This is a genomic window from Sphingopyxis sp. (assembly GCF_035686825.1).
Lineage (GTDB): Bacteria > Pseudomonadota > Alphaproteobacteria > Sphingomonadales > Sphingomonadaceae > Sphingopyxis.
This window is the reverse complement of record NZ_DASRYZ010000003.1, coordinates 1-18,529: the sequence shown is the minus strand read 5'-3', so window position 1 is coordinate 18,529 and position 18,529 is coordinate 1. Positions and strand designations below refer to the sequence as shown.

The window sequence follows — 18,529 nt, the reverse complement described above, 5'->3', positions numbered from 1 at the left end:
ACAGCGCTGCGGAAATGCGGCTCGCGCATCCGGCCTTAATTGTTGGGACGGGGTGTATTTGGCGAATGCCTTTTCGTCCGTCGGCGCGGGACATCTTCGATCCTCGGCGCGTTCGTAGGCTTGTATCCTCCGTTCCCGAACCCCCGATTACCATCTCAAAAAAATACTTCAAGTGCTAAGTATATTTTCACACGATGCAGCGAACGTCGCGACGAAGTGTTCGGACCGACCGGGGCTATTGTCCCACCTGGCGCTCGGCGCGGCGAACCGCAAATCGGCCGTAAATTTCTAAGGGGGCGGCAATGCAATCGCTTTGGCGCGCCCTTGCGTTGCCGACCGTTCTGGCGCACCAGATCGTCTGGGTGTCGCGAAAGGACCTTGGTGTTGGAATCTATCGCCTTCTTGGCGGTCCTTATTCTCGGCGTCCTGCTCGCGGACGTGAGGAGCCGGCTCAAACGGGCTGAGACAAATCTCGCCGAAGCGGCGAAACAGATTGCTGCGCTTCAGCGTCATATCGGCGCCCCCGTTCCCGAAGCGGGCGTACCGGCGGCCGCAACGGCGTCTCCCCCTTCGCCCACGACGCCCGCCGCGGTCCCCGAAACCAGCCCGGCACCTGAGCCCGCGCGCGCCGCGGCATCGGCGAGTACACCCGCCCCGGCACTGATACAAAAGGTCGTGGGAACGGATGCGGAGAAGGCGGCCGGTCCAAAGCCTGCGCCGGCCAGCACCGCGCCTCCTGTTGCCGCCAACCTGTCGGCGCGTTTCGAAAATCTGTTCGGCAAGACGCTGCCGATCTGGGCCGGCGGGATCACGCTGGCGATCGCGGGCGTTCTCATCGTCCTCTATGCGATCGATCTCGGCTTCTTCGCGCGCGTTTTTACGCCGGGGGTTCAGGTGATCGCCGGGATTTTGTTCGGTCTCGCGCTGATCGGCGGTGCCGAATATGCGTGGCGCAATGAAGCCAGACTGCGTGACGTTCGCGTGCCGCAGGCGCTGTCGGGCGCCGGCATCGCCACGCTCTACGCCGCAATCATGGTCGCGGCCAACGTCTATGGGTTGATCGGGCCGCTGTTCGCCTTCGTGGCGCTCGCGCTGGTGACCGCGTCGGCGCTCGCGCTGTCGCTCCGTTTCGGCCCGCCGAGCGCGTTCCTCGGGCTCGCGGGCGGTCTCGCGGCGCCGGCACTCGTCGGCGCGCTCGAACCCAATGTGCCGCTGCTCGCGATCTATCTGGCGCTGACGATCGCGGCGATGGCCGGGATTGCACGGATGCGCCGTTGGCCGTGGCTCGCGCTGGCGGCGCTCGCAGGTGGCGCGGGCTGGAGCGTCTGGATGATCTTCGTCGGCGGCGCGCTCGATACGCTCGGATCGCTTTCGATCGGCGCCTATGTCCTGCTGCTCGGCGTCGCCATCCCGCTTTTCGCCTATGAGGGGTCGCGCGCCACGCTGCTGCGCGCGGCGGCGGCGGTCGTCGGCGCGCTGCAACTCGCGCTGCTCGTCGCGCAGGCGGGTTATACGCCGCTGCAGTGGGGGCTTTTCGCGCTGCTCGCGGCGGCGGGACAGTGGCTCGCGTGGCGCGAGCGCCGCCTCGCGATCGTCCCGACCACCAGCCTCGCACTCTCGGTCCTGCTGATTGTGTTATGGCCCGATGCCTCGGCTTTCTGGTTCGCGTCGGTCGGCATCGCCTTGCTGTCGATCCATGCGCTGCCCCTGCTCGCCCGCCTGTGGACCGATCCGCGCGACTTGCGCCGGACGATCGAGCTTTGCGTGCTCGCGCTCTCGATCGTTCCGCTGACGAAGTGGCAGCTGTGGGAAATGTCGGACGTAGGCCTAGCTATCATTGCTCTTGGCGCCGCGGGCCTGCCGGCGGCGGGTATCGCACGGGGCTGGCGTATCGAGGGCCGCGGCGCGGACAATCGCTTCGCCTGGTTGGCGGCGACCGCGGCGGCGCTGGTCTCGCTCGCGCTGGTCCTTCTGCTCCCCCTGTGGCTCGCCCCGGCGGCGATTGCGGGCGTCGCTGCGGCGCTGTTGCCGTTCGGCCGGATCGCCGATGACAAGCGGATCGAATGGGTGGCGACCGGGTTTTTCGGCGCCGCACTGTTCGCGCTGATCGCAACGCCGCGGGCGCTCGATGAAGTTCCGCGGCTCGTGGACGGGGCGGCCGAGGGCTCGGGATATGCCGCGCTGCGCTGGGCGGCGGTCGCGCTCGCCGCGCTCTTCCTCGCGCTGCGCGCCGAGCGCCCGGTGGTTCGCCGCATAGGACAAGGCTTTGCAGCGGCGCTCGCCTACGGCACCGCGGCGCAATTGCTTCCGGCCGCCATGCTCGTGCTCGTTCCGGCGATCGGAGGGGCGGTCCTGCTTCTCGCGGCGCGACGGATCCCCCTTGCGCGGATCGATGCCGGCGCCGCGACGTTCGCCGCCATCAGCCTCGCCTGGGCCGCGATGCCGGCGGCGCTGTGGACGACGAAAGCGGTGCTGTCGCTCGGCGGCGTGTCGATGCAGATCGACGGCGCGATGCTGGCGACCGCCGAACTGATCCGCCGCCTGGCGCTACCGGCGCTGCTTTTCGCAACGCAACTCTGGCTTCTGCGCGACAGATTGCCGCGCTGGGCGTCGATCGCCGGCTTCGGCGTCGCAGGGGCGATCGGCCTGATCGCGGTTCATGGCCTCTACCGCCTCGGTTTCGCTGCGGTGGCAGGCGCCGACTTCGTCTCTACCGGGATTGCGCAGCGTCTCGTCTGGGAAGTCTTGCTCATCGGGCTCGGGTGGCTGCTGTGGCGCCGCGGCATCCCGAATGGAGCCCGCGCGCTCGCGATAGCCGGAGCGACGCACGCTTTCTGGTACGGCATCCTTCTCCATAATCCGTTGTGGGCCGAGCAGGCCGTCGGCGGATGGCCGCTCGTCAATCTGCTGCTGCCGCTGTTCCTTGTGCCATGGGCCGGAATGCGGCTGGTTGGTGAACTTTTTGCGCCGCCGAGCGGGACTTTCGTTCGCATCGTTCAGATCGCAACGATGGCGCTCGTCGCGCTCTTCGCGTGGGCGACGCTTCGCCAGGTCTTCCACGGCAGCCTGCTGATCGAAACGGGAGTCGCGCCCGCCGAGAATATTTTGCGCTCGCTCCTCCTGCTTGCGCTTGCGATCGGCTTCCTGCTGTGGGGAATTCGGGTCGGCCGCCGCGACTGGCGCATCGCGTCGCTCGTCCTGATGCTCGCGGCCGCCGGGAAAGTGTTTCTTTTCGACGCCTCGGGCCTCGAAGGCCTGCTCCGCATCGGGTCGTTCGCCGCGCTGGGGTTCAGCCTGATCGGCATCGGCTGGTTGTACAGCCGGCAACTCGCGCCCGCGACTCCCGCTTCCTAAAGCATCGTCGGCCTCGCGGGACCGGTAAATAACGGGCGGTACGGGTATGGCGGGTTGATGACTTCAACCCGGCAAGGCACACGAGCCGCTCAGCCGGGAGTTACGGGAAAAATGTTCGCAATCGATTCTTTGCTTATCAAGATCGCGTTGATCGGCGTGATCGGCATCGGGGCGCAATGGCTTGCGTGGCGGACCGGCCGGCCCGCCATCGCGCTGATGCTGCTCGCCGGCATCGTCGCGGGGCCCGTGCTCGGACTGATCGATCCCGAGCGCGATTTTGGGGCGCTACGCGAACCGATCATCAAGCTCGCGGTTGCGGTCATCCTGTTCGAGGGCGGCCTCAGCCTCAAGTTTCGCGAACTGCGGCAGGCCGGGATCGCGGTCTTCATGCTCGTATTTCTCGGCGTGCCGATCGGCTGGGCCCTCGGCACCGCGGCCGCCTATTATGGTGCGGGCCTGCCCTTCGAACTCGCCGCGCTGTTCGGGGGCATTATGGTCGTCACCGGCCCGACCGTCATCATTCCGCTGCTCCGCACGCTGAACATCACGCCGCGGGTCAAGCATATGCTGAAATGGGAAGCGATCGTGAACGACCCGATCGGCGCGTTGCTGGCGGTCGGCATATTCACCTACATCACCCATGGCGGCGCCGAGGCGAACAGCGCCAGCATCGTTATCGACGTCGCAGCCGCCAGCCTTCTCGCGATCCTGATCGGCAGTATCGCGGGCTTTGCGCTGACCTGGGCCTTCCCGCGCGGCTGGGTGCCCGAATATCTGAAAGCCCCGGTGCTGCTCACCACGGTGATCGCGGTGTTCGTATTCTCCGACCTCGTCATGCACGAGACCGGCCTGATCACCGTCACCGTGATGGGGGTGGTGATGGCGAACCGCGAGACCTATTCGAGCCGCGCGTTGTTACGCTTCAAGGAGGATCTGACCGTCCTCCTCGTCTCGGGCGTCTTCATCATCCTGTCGGCGACGCTCGACTGGGAAGTAGTGACGAATTTCCAGGCACGCTTCGTGCTCTTCCTGATCCTGCTGTTGTTCGTTGTTCGCCCGGTAACGATCATGATCGCGCTCCTTTTCACGCGCATCCCGTTCAAGGAGCGAATGTTCGTAGCGTGGATCGCGCCGCGCGGTATCGTCGCCGCCGCGGTTACCGGGCTCTTCGCCTTGCGCCTTTCCGATTATGGCGTGCCGGGCGCCGAAGCTCTGGTGCCCTTGTCTTTCGCGGTCGTAATCACGACGATCTTCGCGCATGGTTTCACCGCCGCACCCTTCGCGCGGTGGCTGGGTCTCGATCGCGGCAAGGGCGAGGGGGTGCTGCTCGTCGGCGCCAACAGCTGGACGATCGCTTTCGCCGACTTCATCAAGCGACAGCAGCGGCGTGTGCTGATCGCCGACGCGAGCCAGGTCGCGCTTCGGCATGCCCGTCGCGCCGACCTGCCCGTCTATCATGGCGACATCCTGGATGAAGCGCACGACGATCATCTCGATCTTGGCGAATATCAGCAGCTGATCGCCGCCACCGACAACGACAGTTACAATGCGCTGGTGTGCAGCGAACTGGCGCCCGAGATCGGCCATGATCGGGTCAGCCGGATGATCGGAGTGTCGCGCCAGGGCCATGTGCGGCGCGGCCGGGTCTTCACGCTCGCCGGCACGCCGATCGAAGAGCAGCTCGACCGGCTGCAGGCCGGATGGACGTTCAGCCGGACGCGGATCACCGAAATCTTCACCTATGCCCATTTCGTCGCTCGCATGAAGCAGTCGGGCGGCGACAGTCTCGCGGTCGTCCGCTCTTCGGGCGACCTCGTGATCTTTTCCTCTCAGCATCCGCCGAGCGTCGACGCGGGCGATACGATATGGACCTTCGTGCCACCCGAAATATCGAAGCCAAGGCCGCGCGATAGTGAATCCCGCGTGAAAGAGTAGCTCTTCCTGCCTCCCCTTCAACCGAGGGAAGGGCGATCGGAGGCCGGGGTGCGTCCGATGTTTTCCAGTGCGTCAGATTTTTTTCGCTGAAGTGTCGGGATGGATGGCGGGTCTGCGTCCTTGTGTCGCCGAAGCGAATTTGCTTCGCCGAAAGGAGAACTCAAATGACCAAGATGATTTTCGTGAACCTGCCCGTTGCCGATCTCGCGGCATCCACCGCCTTCTACAAGGCGCTGGGCTTTACGAAGAACGACCAGTTCAGCGACGAAACGGCCTCGTCGATGATGTGGTCCGATCAGATCACCTTCCAGCTTCTCACGCGCGAATATTTCCAGACCTTTACCTCGAAACCGGTCGGCGACGCGCATGGGGACTGTCAGCTCCTCGTTGCGCTGTCGGCCAGCGACCGGGACGAGGTCGACCGTCTCGCCGAGCTGGCTGGTGGACATGGCGGCAAGACCGATCCGCGCGCCCCGATGGATCTGGGCTTCATGTACAATCGCGCGTTCGAGGATCCCAACGGCTATGTGGTCGAACTGATATGGATGAACCCGGACGCGGCGATGGGTGACGCGGCGGAGAGCGCGGCGTAATGACAGGCGCGACGGCCGGCGGCTGCCGGCCGTCGCCGATCGTACAGGACACGCAATATGCTCTATGCGGTTTTATGCTACCACGACGAGGCGATAACCGGCTCGTGGACGCCGGCCGAGGAATCGGCCGTCGTCGATCGGTTGATTGCCGTCCACGACAAATATGGCGACAGGTTTCGTCCCGTCCTGCGGCTGATGCCGGCCAGCACGGCGATGAACATGAAAAGCGGTGCAGCGGTCATGACCGACGGTCCCTTCGCCGAGACGAAGGAGCAACTGCTCGGCATTTACACGCTCGATGTGGACGGCCTCGATGACGCGGTTGCGATTGTCGCGGATCTCAGCGCGGCCAATCCCACCGCCAATTATGAGCTGCGCCCCTTGATTGCCTATATCACCGACGCGGCGTTCGGCCCGGTGCAATCGATCGAAGGCGCGCAGCGCGATGGCTCGCACTGACGATTATCGTGCGACGTTCGCTGCGGCGCGTCCGCGCGCGATGGCGGCGTTGCTGCGCTATTTTCGCGACCTCGATCGGGCCGAGGATGCCTTTCAGGAAGCATGCGTTCGGGCGCTGTCCGCCTGGCCCCGAAATAGTCCGCCGCGCGATGCGACGGGGTGGTTGATTCTGGTCGGCCGCAATGCGCAGGTCGACGCCTTGCGGCGGCAGCAAAAGGTCGCGAACGAGGCAGGCGGGATCGTCGCCGACACCGCTGTCGGCGGCGAACCAGACATGATCGAGCGACTGGACCAGAGCCATTTTCGTGATGATATTCTTCGCCTCCTCTTCACTTGCTGCCATCGCGATCTTCCGCCCGCGCAGCAGATCGCGGTCGCGCTGCGCGTCATTTCCGGCCTGTCGGTCGTCCAGATTTCGCGCGCGTTCCTTGTCAGCGAGGCGGCCATGGAGCAGCGGATCACGCGGGCCAAGGCGCGAATTGCCAAAGCGGAACTGTCCTATGAGGCGCCAGGGGCGCTCGAACGTGTCGAACGCCTCGCTGCGGTCGGCAAAATGCTCTATCTCTTGTTCAACGAGGGCTACACGGCCGCCGACCCGGCCAGCGACCGCGCAACCCTTTGTGCCGAAGCCATCCGGCTCGTTCGCTTGTTGTTGGAGATGTTTCCCGCCGAGCCGGAGTTGATGGGACTTCTTGCGCTGATGCTGCTCCAGCATTCGCGCGCCGCGGCGCGCTTCGACGCGGGCGGTTCCCCGATCTTGCTCGACGATCAGGACCGGCGGCTCTGGAATCGTGACGCGATCGGCGAGGGCATCGCGCTTATCGACAAGGCGATGCGGCACCGCGCGCCGGGTCCTTACCAGATTCAGGCTGCTATTGCGGCACTTCACGCGCGCGCGGAGAGCCCGGCGGATACCGACTGGCATCAGATCGACCAATTATATCAGGCCCTGGAACGGCATGCTCCGTCGCCGGTCACCACCCTTAATCGCGCGGTCGCCGTCGCGCGCCTCCGCGGCGCCGCCGCGGCGCTCGAAATGATCGCGCCGTTGTCCGAGGCGCTGGACGGCTATTTCTATTACCACGGCGTTCGGGGCATTTTTCTCAAGGAGATCGGGCATCAGGAGGAAGCGCGGCGCGCCTTGTTGAGGGCGATGTCGCTTGCCTCGACGCCCGCCGAGGCTGTCCATGTCCGCCGCGAGATCGAGCTGCTCGAGCACGGGGTCGTCCGGTGATCGGATAGGATGGTTCCTCGCGTTCAAGATAGAGCGGTGCGCGACCTGTTCGCGGGCAGGGCCGACGCGTCGCCGGCGAGCATCACCGCGGCGCCGACCAGAATGAGCGTCGGAGCGTCGGCGGCGAAGGATTTGGTCGCGAGGTCGAGCAGGTCGAGCCGGGTGACGAGCCGCCGCTCGCCGGGGGCGCTGACCTCGCACGCGATCAACACCGGCATTTCGCCCGGCATCCCCGCCTGCGTCAGGCCGCGCCGGATTTCGCCCGCGGCCTCGCGGCCCATGTAAAAGGCGAGGGTCGATCCGCCGCGCGCCAGCGAAGACCAGTCGATGTCGAGCGCGGCGCCGCGGCGGCTGTGCGCGGTGACGAAGCGGACGTCGCGCGCGACGCCGCGCAGCGAGAGCGACATCCCCGCCGATGCCGCGGCGGCGCTCGCGGCGGTGATGCCGGGACAGATGCGGACCGGAAAGCCTGCTTCCTTGAGCGCGTCGATCTCTTCGGTCGCGCGGGCGAACAGCGTCGGGTCGCCGCCTTTCAGCCGGACCACGCGTTTGCCCGCCCGTGCGGCCGCGACGAGCATCGTGTCGATGGCCCGCTGATCCTTCGAATGGCGCCCCGATCGTTTGCCGACGCCGACGCGCTCGGCGCGCGCGGGGATGAGGTCGAGGACGCCGCTGCCGACCAGCGCGTCGTAAAAGACGATGTCGGCGCCCTCGATCAGGCGCAACGCTTTCATCTTGAGCAATTCGGGGTCGCCCGGGCCGGCGCCCACCAGCCATACCGTGCCGGGCGCGAAATCGTCAGGCCGCATCGCTCGTCTCCTCGGTCAATATGCGCGAAAGCGCCGGGCGGCACGACCCGCAATTGGTGCCGGCGCCCAGCGCGCCGCCGATCGCCGCGACATCGGCGAGGCTCTGGTCGCGGATCGCCGCGACGATCGTTTTCAGCCCGACGTCGAAGCAGACGCAGATGATCGGGCCGCGGTCGGCCTGCGCGCCGGGCGCGCGGCCGGCGAGCAATGTCGGCGCGACGCCCGGCGCGGCGAGCTGCGCGATCAGCCAGTCGCGCGGCGGCAGCTCGCCGCTTTCGGTGACGAAGAGCGCGCCGGCGAGGCGGTCGTTCGCTATGACGGCGATGCGCTTCGTTCCGCGCGCGGCGTCCTGCGCCTCGATGCGTTCGCCCTTCGGCAGCAGCATCTCGATGCTCTTGAGGTCGCCATTGCCCGCGACCTCCCACATCACGCCCGAAGGCACCGCGACGCGCGTTGCCCACAGGCAGCGTGGGGTTTCGGCCAGTTCGCGCACGAGGAGCAGGAAGCCGCGCCATTTGGGCGTGACCGCGGTGATCGATGCGGGGGTCCGCTTGAAGCCCGGCTGGCCCGATAGCGGGTCGACGAGCGGGCGGGGGAGCAGTCCGGTGCGCCCGCCGCTCGACGTGCGGTCCGTCCAATGGATCGGGACGAACAGTTCGCCGGGCCGCTGGCCCGCGTGGAAGGCGACGCGGTAGAGGCTGTCGCCCTGCGGCGTATCGACGCGCGCGAGGCCGCCGTCGGTGAGGCCAAGGCGCGCGCCGTCGTCGGGGTGGACCTCGACGAGCGGTTCCTCGCGATGCCGCGCGAGCTTGGGAGCGAGGCCGGTGCGCGTCATACTGTGCCACTGGTCGCGATAGCGTCCCGTGTTGAGCGTCAGCGGCCAGTTGGCGAGCGGTTCGGGCAGCGGTTTTTGCGCGACGGGGACTAGCCGCCCGCGCTGGTCTTCGGTCGAAAAGCGGCCGTCCGAAAAGACATGATCGCCGCCCCAGCGAAACGGCTCCATCGCGTCATAGGCGGCGTTGCCGCCCTGCGCCGCGCCGGGCAGCGCGAAGCGCCGCGCGCCGCCATTGTCGTAATTCGACAGCCGGCAATGTTCGCGCCAGATGTCGGCGGCGCGGTCGTAGGTGAAGGCGTTTTTCCACCCCATCCGCCGCCCGACTTCCTTGACGATCCACCAGTCTGGCATTGCTTCGCCGGGGAGCGGAAAGAGCGCGCGCTGGCGGCTGATCGTCCGGTCGCTGTTGGTGACGGTGCCGTCCTTTTCGCCCCACGCCGCGGCGGGCAGGCGGACATGCGCGAAGGCGCCGGTGTCGGTTTTTTCGATTACGTCGCTGACAACGACGAAGGGGCAGGCGGCGAGTGCCTCGCGCACGCGGTTCGCGTCGGGCATCGATACCGCGGGGTTGGTCGCCATCACCCACAGCGCCTTGATCCGTCCTTCGCCGATGGCGCGGAACAGGTCGACGGCTTTCAGGCCGGGCTTTTCGGCGATCGCCGGCGCAGCCCAGAAGCGCTGGACGCGGTCGCGGTTTCCGGGCGCGAAATCCATATGCGCGGCGAGGGTCGAGGCGAGCCCGCCGACCTCGCGCCCGCCCATCGCATTGGGCTGGCCGGTGATCGAGAAGGGCGCGGCGCCGGGCTTGCCGATGCGACCCGTCGCGAGATGGAGATTGGTGATCGCGTTGACCTGATCGGTGCCCGCGGTCGACTGGTTGATGCCCTGGCTGAACAGCGTGACGGTGCGCGCCGTCGCGGTGAACAGCTCGTAGAAATGCCTGAGATCGGCGGCGGGCACGTCGCAAGTGCGCGCCACCGACCACAGGTCATTCCCCTCTTCGAGCTGGTCCCAGAAACCCTCCGGCACCGCGACATGCTCCGCGAGATAGGCCTCGTCGACGACGCCCGCCTCGCGGCAATGCCGGAGCAGCCCGGTCATCAGCGCGACGTCGCTGCCGGGGCGGATCGCAAGATGGAGGTCGGCCTCTTCGGCGGTTTCGGTGCGGCGCGGGTCGATCACGACGAGCTTCGCGCCCGCCTCGCAGCGCGCGCGGATGCGCTGATAGACGATCGGGTGGCACCAGGCGGTGTTCGATCCGACGAGGACGAACAACTCGGCGGCGTCGAGATCGTCATAGGTCGCGGGCACGACATCCTCGCCGAACGCGCGCATATGCCCCGCGACCGCGCTCGACATGCAAAGCCGCGAATTGGTGTCGATGTTCGCGCTGCCGATGAACCCCTTCATCAGCTTGTTCGCGACATAATAATCCTCGGTGAGTAGCTGGCCCGAGACGTAGAAGGCGACGCTGTTCGGGCCGTGGTGCGCGATCGTCTCGCGGAATTTCTTTGCGACGAGGTCGAGCGCCTTGTCCCAGCTGGCGCGCTTGGCGCCGATCATCGGATGGAGGAGACGGCCTTCGAGACCCACCGTTTCGCCGAGGTGCGTGCCCTTCGAGCAAAGGCGGCCGCGGTTGGCGGGATGGTCGGGATCGCCCGCGATCTCGACCATGCGCTCGCCCGTCACTCTCGCGCGGATGCCGCAGCCGACGCCGCAATAGGCGCAGGTGGTGCGGACCGCCTCGTGCATCAGGCGGCGGCCTTCAACGTGCTCGCGCGGCAGATGAGGACGCGGCCGCCGTCGATCTTGACCGGCACGGTCGGGGTGCAGCCCTTGTCCTCGCCGAGCGCCTCACCCGTCGAGAGGCTGATCCGCCAATTGTGCAGCGGGCAGGCGACCGCGCCGCCGTGGACGATGCCCTGGCTGAGGCGACCATGCTTGTGCGGGCAGCGATCGAGGAGGGCGAAGACCTTGCCCTCGGCGGTGCGGAATACCGCGATGTCGTCGCCGCCCGCGACCTGCACGGTGCGGCTGCCGCGCACCGGGATCTGGTCGATCCAGCCGATGTCGAGCCATTCTGCGGTGGTCATCATGCGATTTCCTTCTGCGGGGTGAAGCGCGCCATCGGCGCATGATGTTCGGCCTCGGCGCCCTCGGCGCGCTGCGCCCATGGGTCGTCCTGCGAAAAGCTTTGCGACAAGAGGAAGCGTGCGCGCAGCGCTTCGCGGCCCGCATCATCCTCGACGATCCGCGCCGTGATATGCGCGAGCCCGACGCGCTCGATCCACGGCGCGGTGCGCTCGAGATAGCGCGCTTCTTCGCGGTAGAGCTGGATGAAGGCGGCGCAATAATCCATCGCCTCCTCTTCGGTCGCGACCTTGCAGAGGAGGTCGGTGGCGCGGACATGGATGCCGCCGTTGCCGCCGACGTGCAGCTCGTATCCGCTGTCGACGCAGACGACGCCGAAATCCTTGATCGTCGCCTCGGCGCAGTTGCGCGGGCAGCCCGACACGGCGATCTTGAACTTGTGCGGCATCCAGCTGCCCCAGCTCATCCGTTCGAGCTTGACGCCGAGCCCGGTCGAATCCTGCGTGCCGAAGCGGCACCATTCGGACCCGACGCAGGTCTTTACCGTACGCAGCGCCTTGCCATAGGCGTGGCCGGAGACCATACCGGCGGCATTGAGGTCGGCCCAGACCGCGGGCAAATCCTCCTTCCTGATCCCGAAGATGTCGAGCCTCTGGCCGCCGGTCACCTTGACCATCGGCGCGTTATATTTTTCGACGACGTCGGCGATCGCGCGCAGCTCGGTCGGATTGGTGAGCCCGCCCCACATGCGCGGGACGACCGAGTAAGTGCCGTCCTTCTGGATATTGGCGTGCAGCCGCTCGTTGACGAAGCGGCTCTGCTGGTCGTCGACATAGTCGCCGGGGAGCGCGCAGAGCAGATAGTAATTGAGCGCCGGGCGGCATGACGAGCAGCCGTCGGGCGTCGTCCAGTGCAGCTTCTGCATCACCTCGGGGATCGAGTGCATAGCCTGCGCCACGATCTCGCGGCGGACATCGTCGTGGCCGAAACTGGTGCATTTGCACATCGTCTTCGGCCCCGACTGCACATCGTCGCCGAGCGTCAGCGCGAGCAAAGTCTCGACGAGGCCGGCGCAACTGCCGCAGCTTGCCGATGCCTTGCACGTGCCGCGCACCGCGTCGAGGCTGTGCGCGCCCTTGGCGATGCACGAGACGACCTGGCCCTTGGTGACGCCGTTGCAGCCGCAGATTTCCGCATCGTCGGAAAGCGCCGCAACGGCCGCCTTAGGGTCCGCCGCGCCGCCTCCCGCAGCGAAGGCCTGGCCGAAGATAAGCAGGTCGCGGAGGTCGGAGACATCTTCCTGCTTCTTGAGCAGATCGAAATACCAGCTGCCGTCGGCGGTATCGCCATAGAGGACGGCGCCGACGATGCGGTCGTCCCTGACGATCACGCGCTTGTAGACGCCGCGGCTCGCGTCGCGCAGCACGATATCCTCGCACCCGTCGCCGCCCGAGAAGTCGCCCGCCGAAAAGACGTCGATCCCCGACACCTTGAGCTTGGTCGAGGTCACCGAGCCGCGATAGCCGGTCGGCTGTTCGACCAGCCCGTCGGCGAGGCTGCGGCACATGTCCCACAAAGGCGCGACGAGCCCGTAAACCTGCCCGTCATGCTCGACGCACTCGCCGACCGCGAGCACGGCGGGGTCGCTGGTGACCATATGATCGTCGACCTGGATCCCGCGCCCGACCGCGAGCCCGGCATCGCGTGCGAGCTGGATCGAGGGACGGATGCCGACCGCCATGACGACGAGGCTGGCGGGAATGAGCGTGCCGTCCTTGAGCTTCACGCCTTCGACCTTGCCGTCACCGACGATCTCGGCGGTGTCGGCGCCGGTCAGGATCGTCTGGCCGCGCGCTTCGAGTGCTTGCTTCAAGAGCCAGCCCGCCGCTTCGTCGAGCTGGCGTTCCATCAGTGTCGGCATCAGGTGCAGCACGGTGACCTTCATGCCGCGCAAGGACAGGCCGTGTGCCGCCTCGAGCCCGAGCAGGCCACCACCGATCACCACCGCATCGCCGCCGGCATCGGCCGCGGTGAGCATCGCGCTGACATCGTCCATGTCGCGGAACGCGATGACGCCGGGCAGATCCTTGCCGGGGACGGGGATGATGAAGGGATCGGAGCCGGTCGCGATCAGCAGCCGGTCATAACTTTCGGCCGCCCCGCCGCGTGTCGTCACCGTCCTTGCTTCGCGGTCGATCGCCACCACCGGGTCGCCCGCGACGAGCGCGATGCCATTGTCGGCATACCAGCCGGCGTCGTTGATCACGATGTCGTCGAAGCATTTCTCGCCCGCGAGAACGGGGGAGAGCATGATGCGGTTATAGTTGACGCGCGGCTCGGCGCCGAAGATCGTGACGCGATAGCGGTCGGGATCGCGTGCGAGCAATTCCTCGACCGCGCGGCATCCCGCCATGCCGTTGCCGATCACAACGAGATGTTCGCGCGTGTCGGCGTCGGGCTTCAAGGGGCGATGTTCCATCAGAATATCCAGTCCGGTTGCAGTCATCAGATCCGCACGCCTTCGGCGGCGCCCCAGGTGCGGCGCCAGTGGCCCTTGAGGAGGGTCAGCGCGACGAGCGCGACGGCGGTGAGCCCCGCGAAGATCGTGAAGCCGGGGGCGAAGCTGCCCGTCCACTGCTTCGCGAAACCGAGCGAGGAGGCGAGGTAGAAGCCTCCGACCCCGCCCGCCATGCCGACGAGCCCGGTCATCACCCCGATCTCGGCCGAAAAGCGCTGGGGTACGAGCTGGAACACCGCGCCATTGCCGATACCGAGCGCGAGCATCGCGACGACGAACAGCGCGAGCGCGGCGGGGAGGGCGGCCGCCTGCGGGATCGCGGCGAGCGCGAGCGCGGCGACGATGAAGACCATCATCAGCGACTTCACGCCGCCGATCCGGTCGGCGAGCGCGCCGCCCATCGGCCGGACCAGCGAGCCGGCGAAGACGCACGCTGCGGTGCAGGTGCCCGCCATCACCGGGGTCAGGTGGAACTGGTCGGTGAAATAGATGGGGAGCGAGGCGGCAAGCCCGACAAAACCGCCGAAGGTCACCGAATAAAAGGCCATCAGCCACCAGGCGTCGGCGGTCTTCAGCGGCTGGAAATAGTGGGTCAGCTTCTTGGGCGCAGGCGCACCGGGTGCGTCCTTCGCCATGAGGAGATAGACGAGGAAGACGATTGTCAGCGGGATGCAGGCCAGGCCGAGCACCATGTTCCAGCCGAACATCTGCGCCAGCGCGGGGGCGAAGAGCGCTGCGAGCACGGTGCCCGAATTGCCCATGCCGGCGAGCCCCATCGCCTTGCCCTGATGCTCGGGGGGGTACCAGCGGCTCGCGAGCGGCAGCGCGATCGCGAAACTTGCGCCCGCAAAGCCGAGGATAATCCCCAGCGCGAGCGTCCCGGCGAAGCTGTTCACGCCCGCAAGCCACGCCGTGAACAGGCCCGCGATGACGATGACCTGGCTGATCGCGCCCGAGCGTTTCGGGCCGATGCGGTCGACGAGCAGGCCGTTGACGACGCGCAGCACCGCGCCGGCGAGCGTCGGGACCGCGACCATCAGGCCCTTTTGGGCGGAGGTCAGGCCAAGGTCTTCGGAAATCGCGGGCGCGAGCGGTCCGAGGATGACCCAGACCATGAAAGCGAGATCGAAATAGAGAAAGGCGGCCACGAGCGTCGGCCAGTGGCCGCTCGCCCAGAAACTCGATTTGGGCGCCGCGGCGCCCTTCGCTGTCGTCATCGTCCGTCCCTTTCGCGGGCGGGCAATAAAAAAGCCGCCAGGACGGCGGCCATGCGGGCGCATCCTGACGGCTTCATTGCCTGTGGAATATCGGGGAGATGGCCCCGTCCGCCTGCGGTTCGGCCCCCTCGTTGGAGCCGTCGCCGCCTGATGCTGCCCCGGCAGTCTTGCCGAGTTCGCTTAAACTGCCTGATTCGTCCCGACGCCGCAACCTGTTATTTCGCAGGTGCAGCAAAATTTGATCGGCAGGGTAAAATCAGGGAGATTCAGCGAGATAAGCCTCTATATCGTCGGGGTCGAACGCGCGGCCATCGAAAAAGCGGTCGCTGCCGAGCGTCAAGCGGCCCTGTGTCGAGCCCGCGCCGATCGGTTCGTCGAGCCCGCCTTCCAGCTTCGAGCTGGCGCCCGGGAGCGGCGCCGTCGATCCCGCGAGCGCGCGCCGGTACACGTCGGGCCGGAATACATGGCCCGCCGCCGCCGCCTGTGCCGCATCGAACGCCATATAGTCCCAGCGGACCATCTGCGAATAAAGCCACGCCGCCTGGCTGCGCCAGGGGAAGTTTGCGGCTTCGCGATACTGGAACATGAAGTCGGGATAGTGCAGGGGCGTGCCGCCCGGGGCGACGCGAATCCGGTCGGTGATCGCGCGCAGCACGGCATCGCGCGGCGCGTCCAGATATTCGGGGCGCGCCAATATGTCGGCACTGGCTTCGGCCGATCCCGGCTCGACGAAATGCGCCGCGGCAGCGTGCAGCGCGCGGACGAACGCCTCGACCGCCTCGCGTCGTTCGTCCAATATCGTCTCGCGCATCGCGAGCACTTTCTCGACGCCGCGCCGCCAGATTTGCGCGGTCGCGAGCGCGATATGGCCGACGCCGCGATCGACCGCGATCGAGTTCCACGGTTCGCCGACGCAGATGCCGTCGACCTCTCCCGCCGCGAGCGCGTCGGCGGCGAAGGGCGGGCTGGTGACGACGATCTCGACATCTTCGTCGGGGCGAATACCGACGCCCGCGAGCCAATAGCGCAGCATATAATTGTGGCTGGAATAGCGGTGCACCACGCCAAAGCGCAGCGGTTTGCCCGCCGCCTTGCGCGCGCCGGCGACCGCGCGCAGCGCGGCGCCGGTATCCGCCGGATCGCCGAGCCCGTCGCTCAATCCGACTTCGGCGGCGAGCGCGCTCGAGAAGGTGACGGCATTGCCGTTGAGCCCGAGCACGAACGGCACTCCGAGCGGCACCGGCGGTCGGTCGCGGCCGAGCGTGGTCGCGATCGCCAACGGCGCGATCATGTGCGCGGCATCGGTGTGACCGTAGAGAAGGCGGTCGCGCACCGTCGCCCAGGTCATGTCGCGGACGAGCTCGACCCTGATCCCCTCGCGTTCCGCAAATCCCAGCTCGTGCGCGAGGATGGGCAGCGCGGCGTCAACGAGCGGCAGGAAACCGATGCGGAAGATCTCTGCGGTCATTCCATGTCTCCCAGCAGGGCTTCGCTTGTCACGATCGCTTCGGCGATCTCGGCGATGCGGCGGTTGGTGCGCATCGCCTGGCCGCGGAGCAGCGCATAGGCTGCGGGCTCGTCCACCTGCCGGCGCTTCATCAATATCGCCTTGGCCTTGTCGATGACCGCGCGTTCGGCGAGCGCGTTCTTCGCTTCGTCGAGTTCGCGCTGGAGGCGCGAAAAGGCCTGGAAACGCCGCACCGCAAGATCGATTACCGGCTTGATCCGCTGTTTCGACAGGCCATCCACGACATAGGCCGACACTCCCGCGTCGATCGCCGCCCCGGTCGCTTCGGCGTCGCTCTGGTCGACGAACATCGCGATCGGGCGCGCGAGCGCGCGCGACATGGCGAAATAATCCTCGAGCAGGTCGCGGCTGGGGTTTTCGAGGTTGATTAGGACGACTTCGGGCTGGGCCGCCTCGATCTGGCGGGCGAGCGCGCCGGCGGGGTCGATCAGCACCAGATCGTCGAGTCCGGCCTCGCGCAAACCATCGGAGATGATCGCCGCGCGCGTCGTGCTGGTATCGATGATCGCGATCCTCATGACCCGCGCCCTTACGCGGGGCTATTCGAATCTTCCAGCGTCATCATGTTCGGGGCGCTGAAAGAATAGCTTGATGGCCCGGTCGGGACATTTTCGTTGCGGGTCCGGCCGGTGTCCGGTGGGCACGCCGATCGCATCTTGCGAATTGGCCCGCTCTTGTCCAACGACGAGCAGCCATGACCTTCCCCGACACTAGGACTTCCGCCCGCGGAACGATCGATTTGCTCGCGCTCGGCGCGCTATTCCTGTCGCTCGTGTCGGTGACGGGTGGTGCGGCGCTGGCGAAGAGCCTGTTCCCGCTGGTCGGCCCGACGGGGACCACGGCGCTACGCCTGATCTTCGGCGCGATCCTGCTGTCGGTGGTGCTGCGCCCGTGGCGGCTCAAATATCGCGAGGGGTGGCGATCGATCCTTGCCTATGGCGTCGTGCTCGGCGCGATGAACCTCAGCTTCTATAATGCGCTGAGCTATATTCCGCTCGGCATCGCGATCGCGATCGAATTCATCGGTCCGCTCAGCGTCGCGGTGCTAACCTCGCGCCGCCGCGCGGACTTTCTCTGGATCGGGATCGCGGTGTTCGGCCTGCTGCTTCTGCTGCCCATCCGCGACGGAGCGGCGCATCTCGACTGGCGGGGCGTCGCGCTGGCGCTGTTCGCGGGCCTCTGCTGGGCCGCCTATATATTGCTCGGCAAGCGCGCCGGCGCGCAGCATGGGCCCGCCGCGGCGGCGGGCGGCACGATCGTCGCGGCCGTCGTCGCGGCGCCGATCGGCATCATCCATGCCGGCGCCGATCTGCTCCGCCCGGAGATATTGGCGCTGGGGCTGGTCGTCGGCCTTGTTTCGAGCGCGATTCCCTATGGCTTCGAAATGGTGGCGCTGCGCCGCCTGCCGCCGAACAGTTTCGGCACGCTGCTCAGCGCCGAACCCGCGGTCGGGGCGCTGATGGGTTTCTTCCTGCTCGGCGAATTGCTGACCCCCATGCAATGGATCGCGATCGGCCTGATCGTCATATCCTCGATCGGCACGGCGAAGGGGGCGGGCGATTATTCGGCCGCCGAGCCGCCCTTCGACGGGCGTTAGTCCTGAGCGTCCGCGCCGGCACCGCGTCGGTTCACATTCATCATCTCCGTCGTCAAGCCCACTTGCCGCGAGCGAATTAGCTGCATATAGTTAGTATTCTAAGTAAAATGCTGAGCGATGAGGGCAAGGAATGCGAGGAATATCTACGAGAGATCGGCGGAGCCCTGCGGTGCGTGGGCTGCCGATCGCATGAGTGATTTCTCCGATCTTGTTTCGGCTTTCATGACCCGCCTTGCCGGCCCCGGCGCGCTGTCTGGCCTGTCGCGTCTTTCTGGCGGTGCGAACATGGAGAGCTGGTCGTTCGACTGGGGGGCAGGCGGGCGGAGTGCGGGTTATGTTCTGCGCCGGGCGCCGTCGGC

13 protein-coding genes are annotated in these 18,529 nt (G+C 66.9%); 6 read left to right on the top strand and 7 right to left on the bottom strand.

The genetic code is table 11. The features are described 5' to 3' along the window. Positions 1-384: 384 nt before the first annotated feature. The 5 genes from VFG17_RS04725 to VFG17_RS04705 all read left to right on the top strand — a co-directional run bounded on the left by VFG17_RS04725 (position 385) and on the right by VFG17_RS04705 (position 7,575). Positions 385-3,354, top strand: coding sequence for a DUF2339 domain-containing protein (locus tag VFG17_RS04725; RefSeq protein ID WP_325028318.1), 2,970 nt, complete (start codon positions 385-387; stop codon positions 3,352-3,354). A 111-nt stretch (positions 3,355-3,465) separates the two neighbouring features. Further along, positions 3,466-5,289: a sodium:proton antiporter gene (locus VFG17_RS04720; RefSeq protein WP_325028317.1), complete on the top strand. Its 1,824-nt coding sequence runs from the start codon at positions 3,466-3,468 to the stop codon at positions 5,287-5,289. Between the two features lie 164 nt (positions 5,290-5,453). Continuing rightward, entirely contained in the window at positions 5,454-5,882 is a 429-nt protein-coding gene (locus VFG17_RS04715; protein WP_325028316.1) for a VOC family protein, read from the top strand. A gap of 57 nt (positions 5,883-5,939) precedes the next feature. Beyond that, positions 5,940-6,341 (top strand): YciI family protein, encoded by a 402-nt coding sequence (locus VFG17_RS04710; RefSeq protein ID WP_325028315.1) that lies wholly within the window; start codon positions 5,940-5,942, stop codon positions 6,339-6,341. Beyond that, the gene (locus VFG17_RS04705; protein WP_325028314.1) at positions 6,328-7,575 is read left to right on the top strand and encodes an RNA polymerase sigma factor; all 1,248 of its coding nucleotides are present in this window, start codon (positions 6,328-6,330) and stop codon (positions 7,573-7,575) included. Before VFG17_RS04710 ends, VFG17_RS04705 begins: the two co-directional genes overlap by 14 nt. A gap of 23 nt (positions 7,576-7,598) precedes the next feature. Here VFG17_RS04705 and cobA read toward each other — a convergent pair whose 3' ends face one another. From cobA to VFG17_RS04670, 7 genes are all read right to left on the bottom strand, one after another. Beyond that, positions 7,599-8,384, bottom strand: a complete 786-nt coding sequence (gene cobA, locus VFG17_RS04700; RefSeq protein WP_325028313.1) for a uroporphyrinogen-III C-methyltransferase — start codon at positions 8,382-8,384, stop codon at positions 7,599-7,601. After that, positions 8,374-10,971, bottom strand: coding sequence for a molybdopterin-dependent oxidoreductase (locus VFG17_RS04695; RefSeq protein ID WP_325028312.1), 2,598 nt, complete (start codon positions 10,969-10,971; stop codon positions 8,374-8,376). Before VFG17_RS04695 ends, cobA begins: the two co-directional genes overlap by 11 nt. Beyond that, positions 10,971-11,315 (bottom strand): nitrite reductase small subunit NirD, encoded by a 345-nt coding sequence (nirD, locus tag VFG17_RS04690; RefSeq protein WP_325028311.1) that lies wholly within the window; start codon positions 11,313-11,315, stop codon positions 10,971-10,973. Before nirD ends, VFG17_RS04695 begins: the two co-directional genes overlap by 1 nt. Then, positions 11,312-13,816 (bottom strand): nitrite reductase large subunit NirB, encoded by a 2,505-nt coding sequence (gene nirB / locus VFG17_RS04685; RefSeq protein WP_414712931.1) that lies wholly within the window; start codon positions 13,814-13,816, stop codon positions 11,312-11,314. Before nirB ends, nirD begins: the two co-directional genes overlap by 4 nt. Then, on the bottom strand, positions 13,816-15,045 hold the full coding sequence (locus VFG17_RS04680; RefSeq protein WP_325028310.1) for a nitrate/nitrite transporter: 1,230 nt from the start codon (positions 15,043-15,045) through the stop codon (positions 13,816-13,818). Before VFG17_RS04680 ends, nirB begins: the two co-directional genes overlap by 1 nt. Positions 15,046-15,301: 256 nt before the next feature. Beyond that, on the bottom strand, positions 15,302-16,513 hold the full coding sequence (locus VFG17_RS04675; RefSeq protein ID WP_325028309.1) for a CmpA/NrtA family ABC transporter substrate-binding protein: 1,212 nt from the start codon (positions 16,511-16,513) through the stop codon (positions 15,302-15,304). Then, positions 16,510-17,091 (bottom strand): ANTAR domain-containing response regulator, encoded by a 582-nt coding sequence (locus tag VFG17_RS04670; RefSeq protein WP_325028308.1) that lies wholly within the window; start codon positions 17,089-17,091, stop codon positions 16,510-16,512. The genes VFG17_RS04675 and VFG17_RS04670 overlap by 4 nt, the downstream gene beginning before the upstream one ends. A 176-nt stretch (positions 17,092-17,267) precedes the next feature. Between VFG17_RS04670 and VFG17_RS04665 the strand changes: the two genes are divergently transcribed. After that, a complete protein-coding gene (locus VFG17_RS04665; protein ID WP_325028307.1) occupies positions 17,268-18,170 on the top strand; it encodes an EamA family transporter in 903 nt (300 codons plus the stop codon). Positions 18,171-18,529: the final 359 nt, after the last annotated feature.

Excerpts from the sequence above, each read along its gene's own strand:
- VFG17_RS04720 (WP_325028317.1), top strand. The coding sequence starts at position 3,466 with ATGTTCGCAATCGATTCTTTGCTTATCAAGATCGCGTTGATCGGCGTG.
- VFG17_RS04715 (WP_325028316.1), top strand. The coding sequence starts at position 5,454 with ATGACCAAGATGATTTTCGTGAACCTGCCCGTTGCCGATCTCGCGGCA.
- VFG17_RS04710 (WP_325028315.1), top strand. The coding sequence starts at position 5,940 with ATGCTCTATGCGGTTTTATGCTACCACGACGAGGCGATAACCGGCTCG.
- VFG17_RS04705 (WP_325028314.1), top strand. The coding sequence starts at position 6,328 with ATGGCTCGCACTGACGATTATCGTGCGACGTTCGCTGCGGCGCGTCCG.
- cobA (WP_325028313.1), bottom strand. The coding sequence starts at position 8,384 with ATGCGGCCTGACGATTTCGCGCCCGGCACGGTATGGCTGGTGGGCGCC.
- VFG17_RS04695 (WP_325028312.1), bottom strand. The coding sequence starts at position 10,971 with ATGCACGAGGCGGTCCGCACCACCTGCGCCTATTGCGGCGTCGGCTGC.
- nirD (WP_325028311.1), bottom strand. The coding sequence starts at position 11,315 with ATGATGACCACCGCAGAATGGCTCGACATCGGCTGGATCGACCAGATC.
- nirB (WP_414712931.1), bottom strand. The coding sequence starts at position 13,816 with ATGACTGCAACCGGACTGGATATTCTGATGGAACATCGCCCCTTGAAG.
- VFG17_RS04680 (WP_325028310.1), bottom strand. The coding sequence starts at position 15,045 with ATGACGACAGCGAAGGGCGCCGCGGCGCCCAAATCGAGTTTCTGGGCG.
- VFG17_RS04675 (WP_325028309.1), bottom strand. The coding sequence starts at position 16,513 with ATGACCGCAGAGATCTTCCGCATCGGTTTCCTGCCGCTCGTTGACGCC.
- VFG17_RS04670 (WP_325028308.1), bottom strand. The coding sequence starts at position 17,091 with ATGAGGATCGCGATCATCGATACCAGCACGACGCGCGCGGCGATCATC.
- VFG17_RS04665 (WP_325028307.1), top strand. The coding sequence starts at position 17,268 with ATGACCTTCCCCGACACTAGGACTTCCGCCCGCGGAACGATCGATTTG.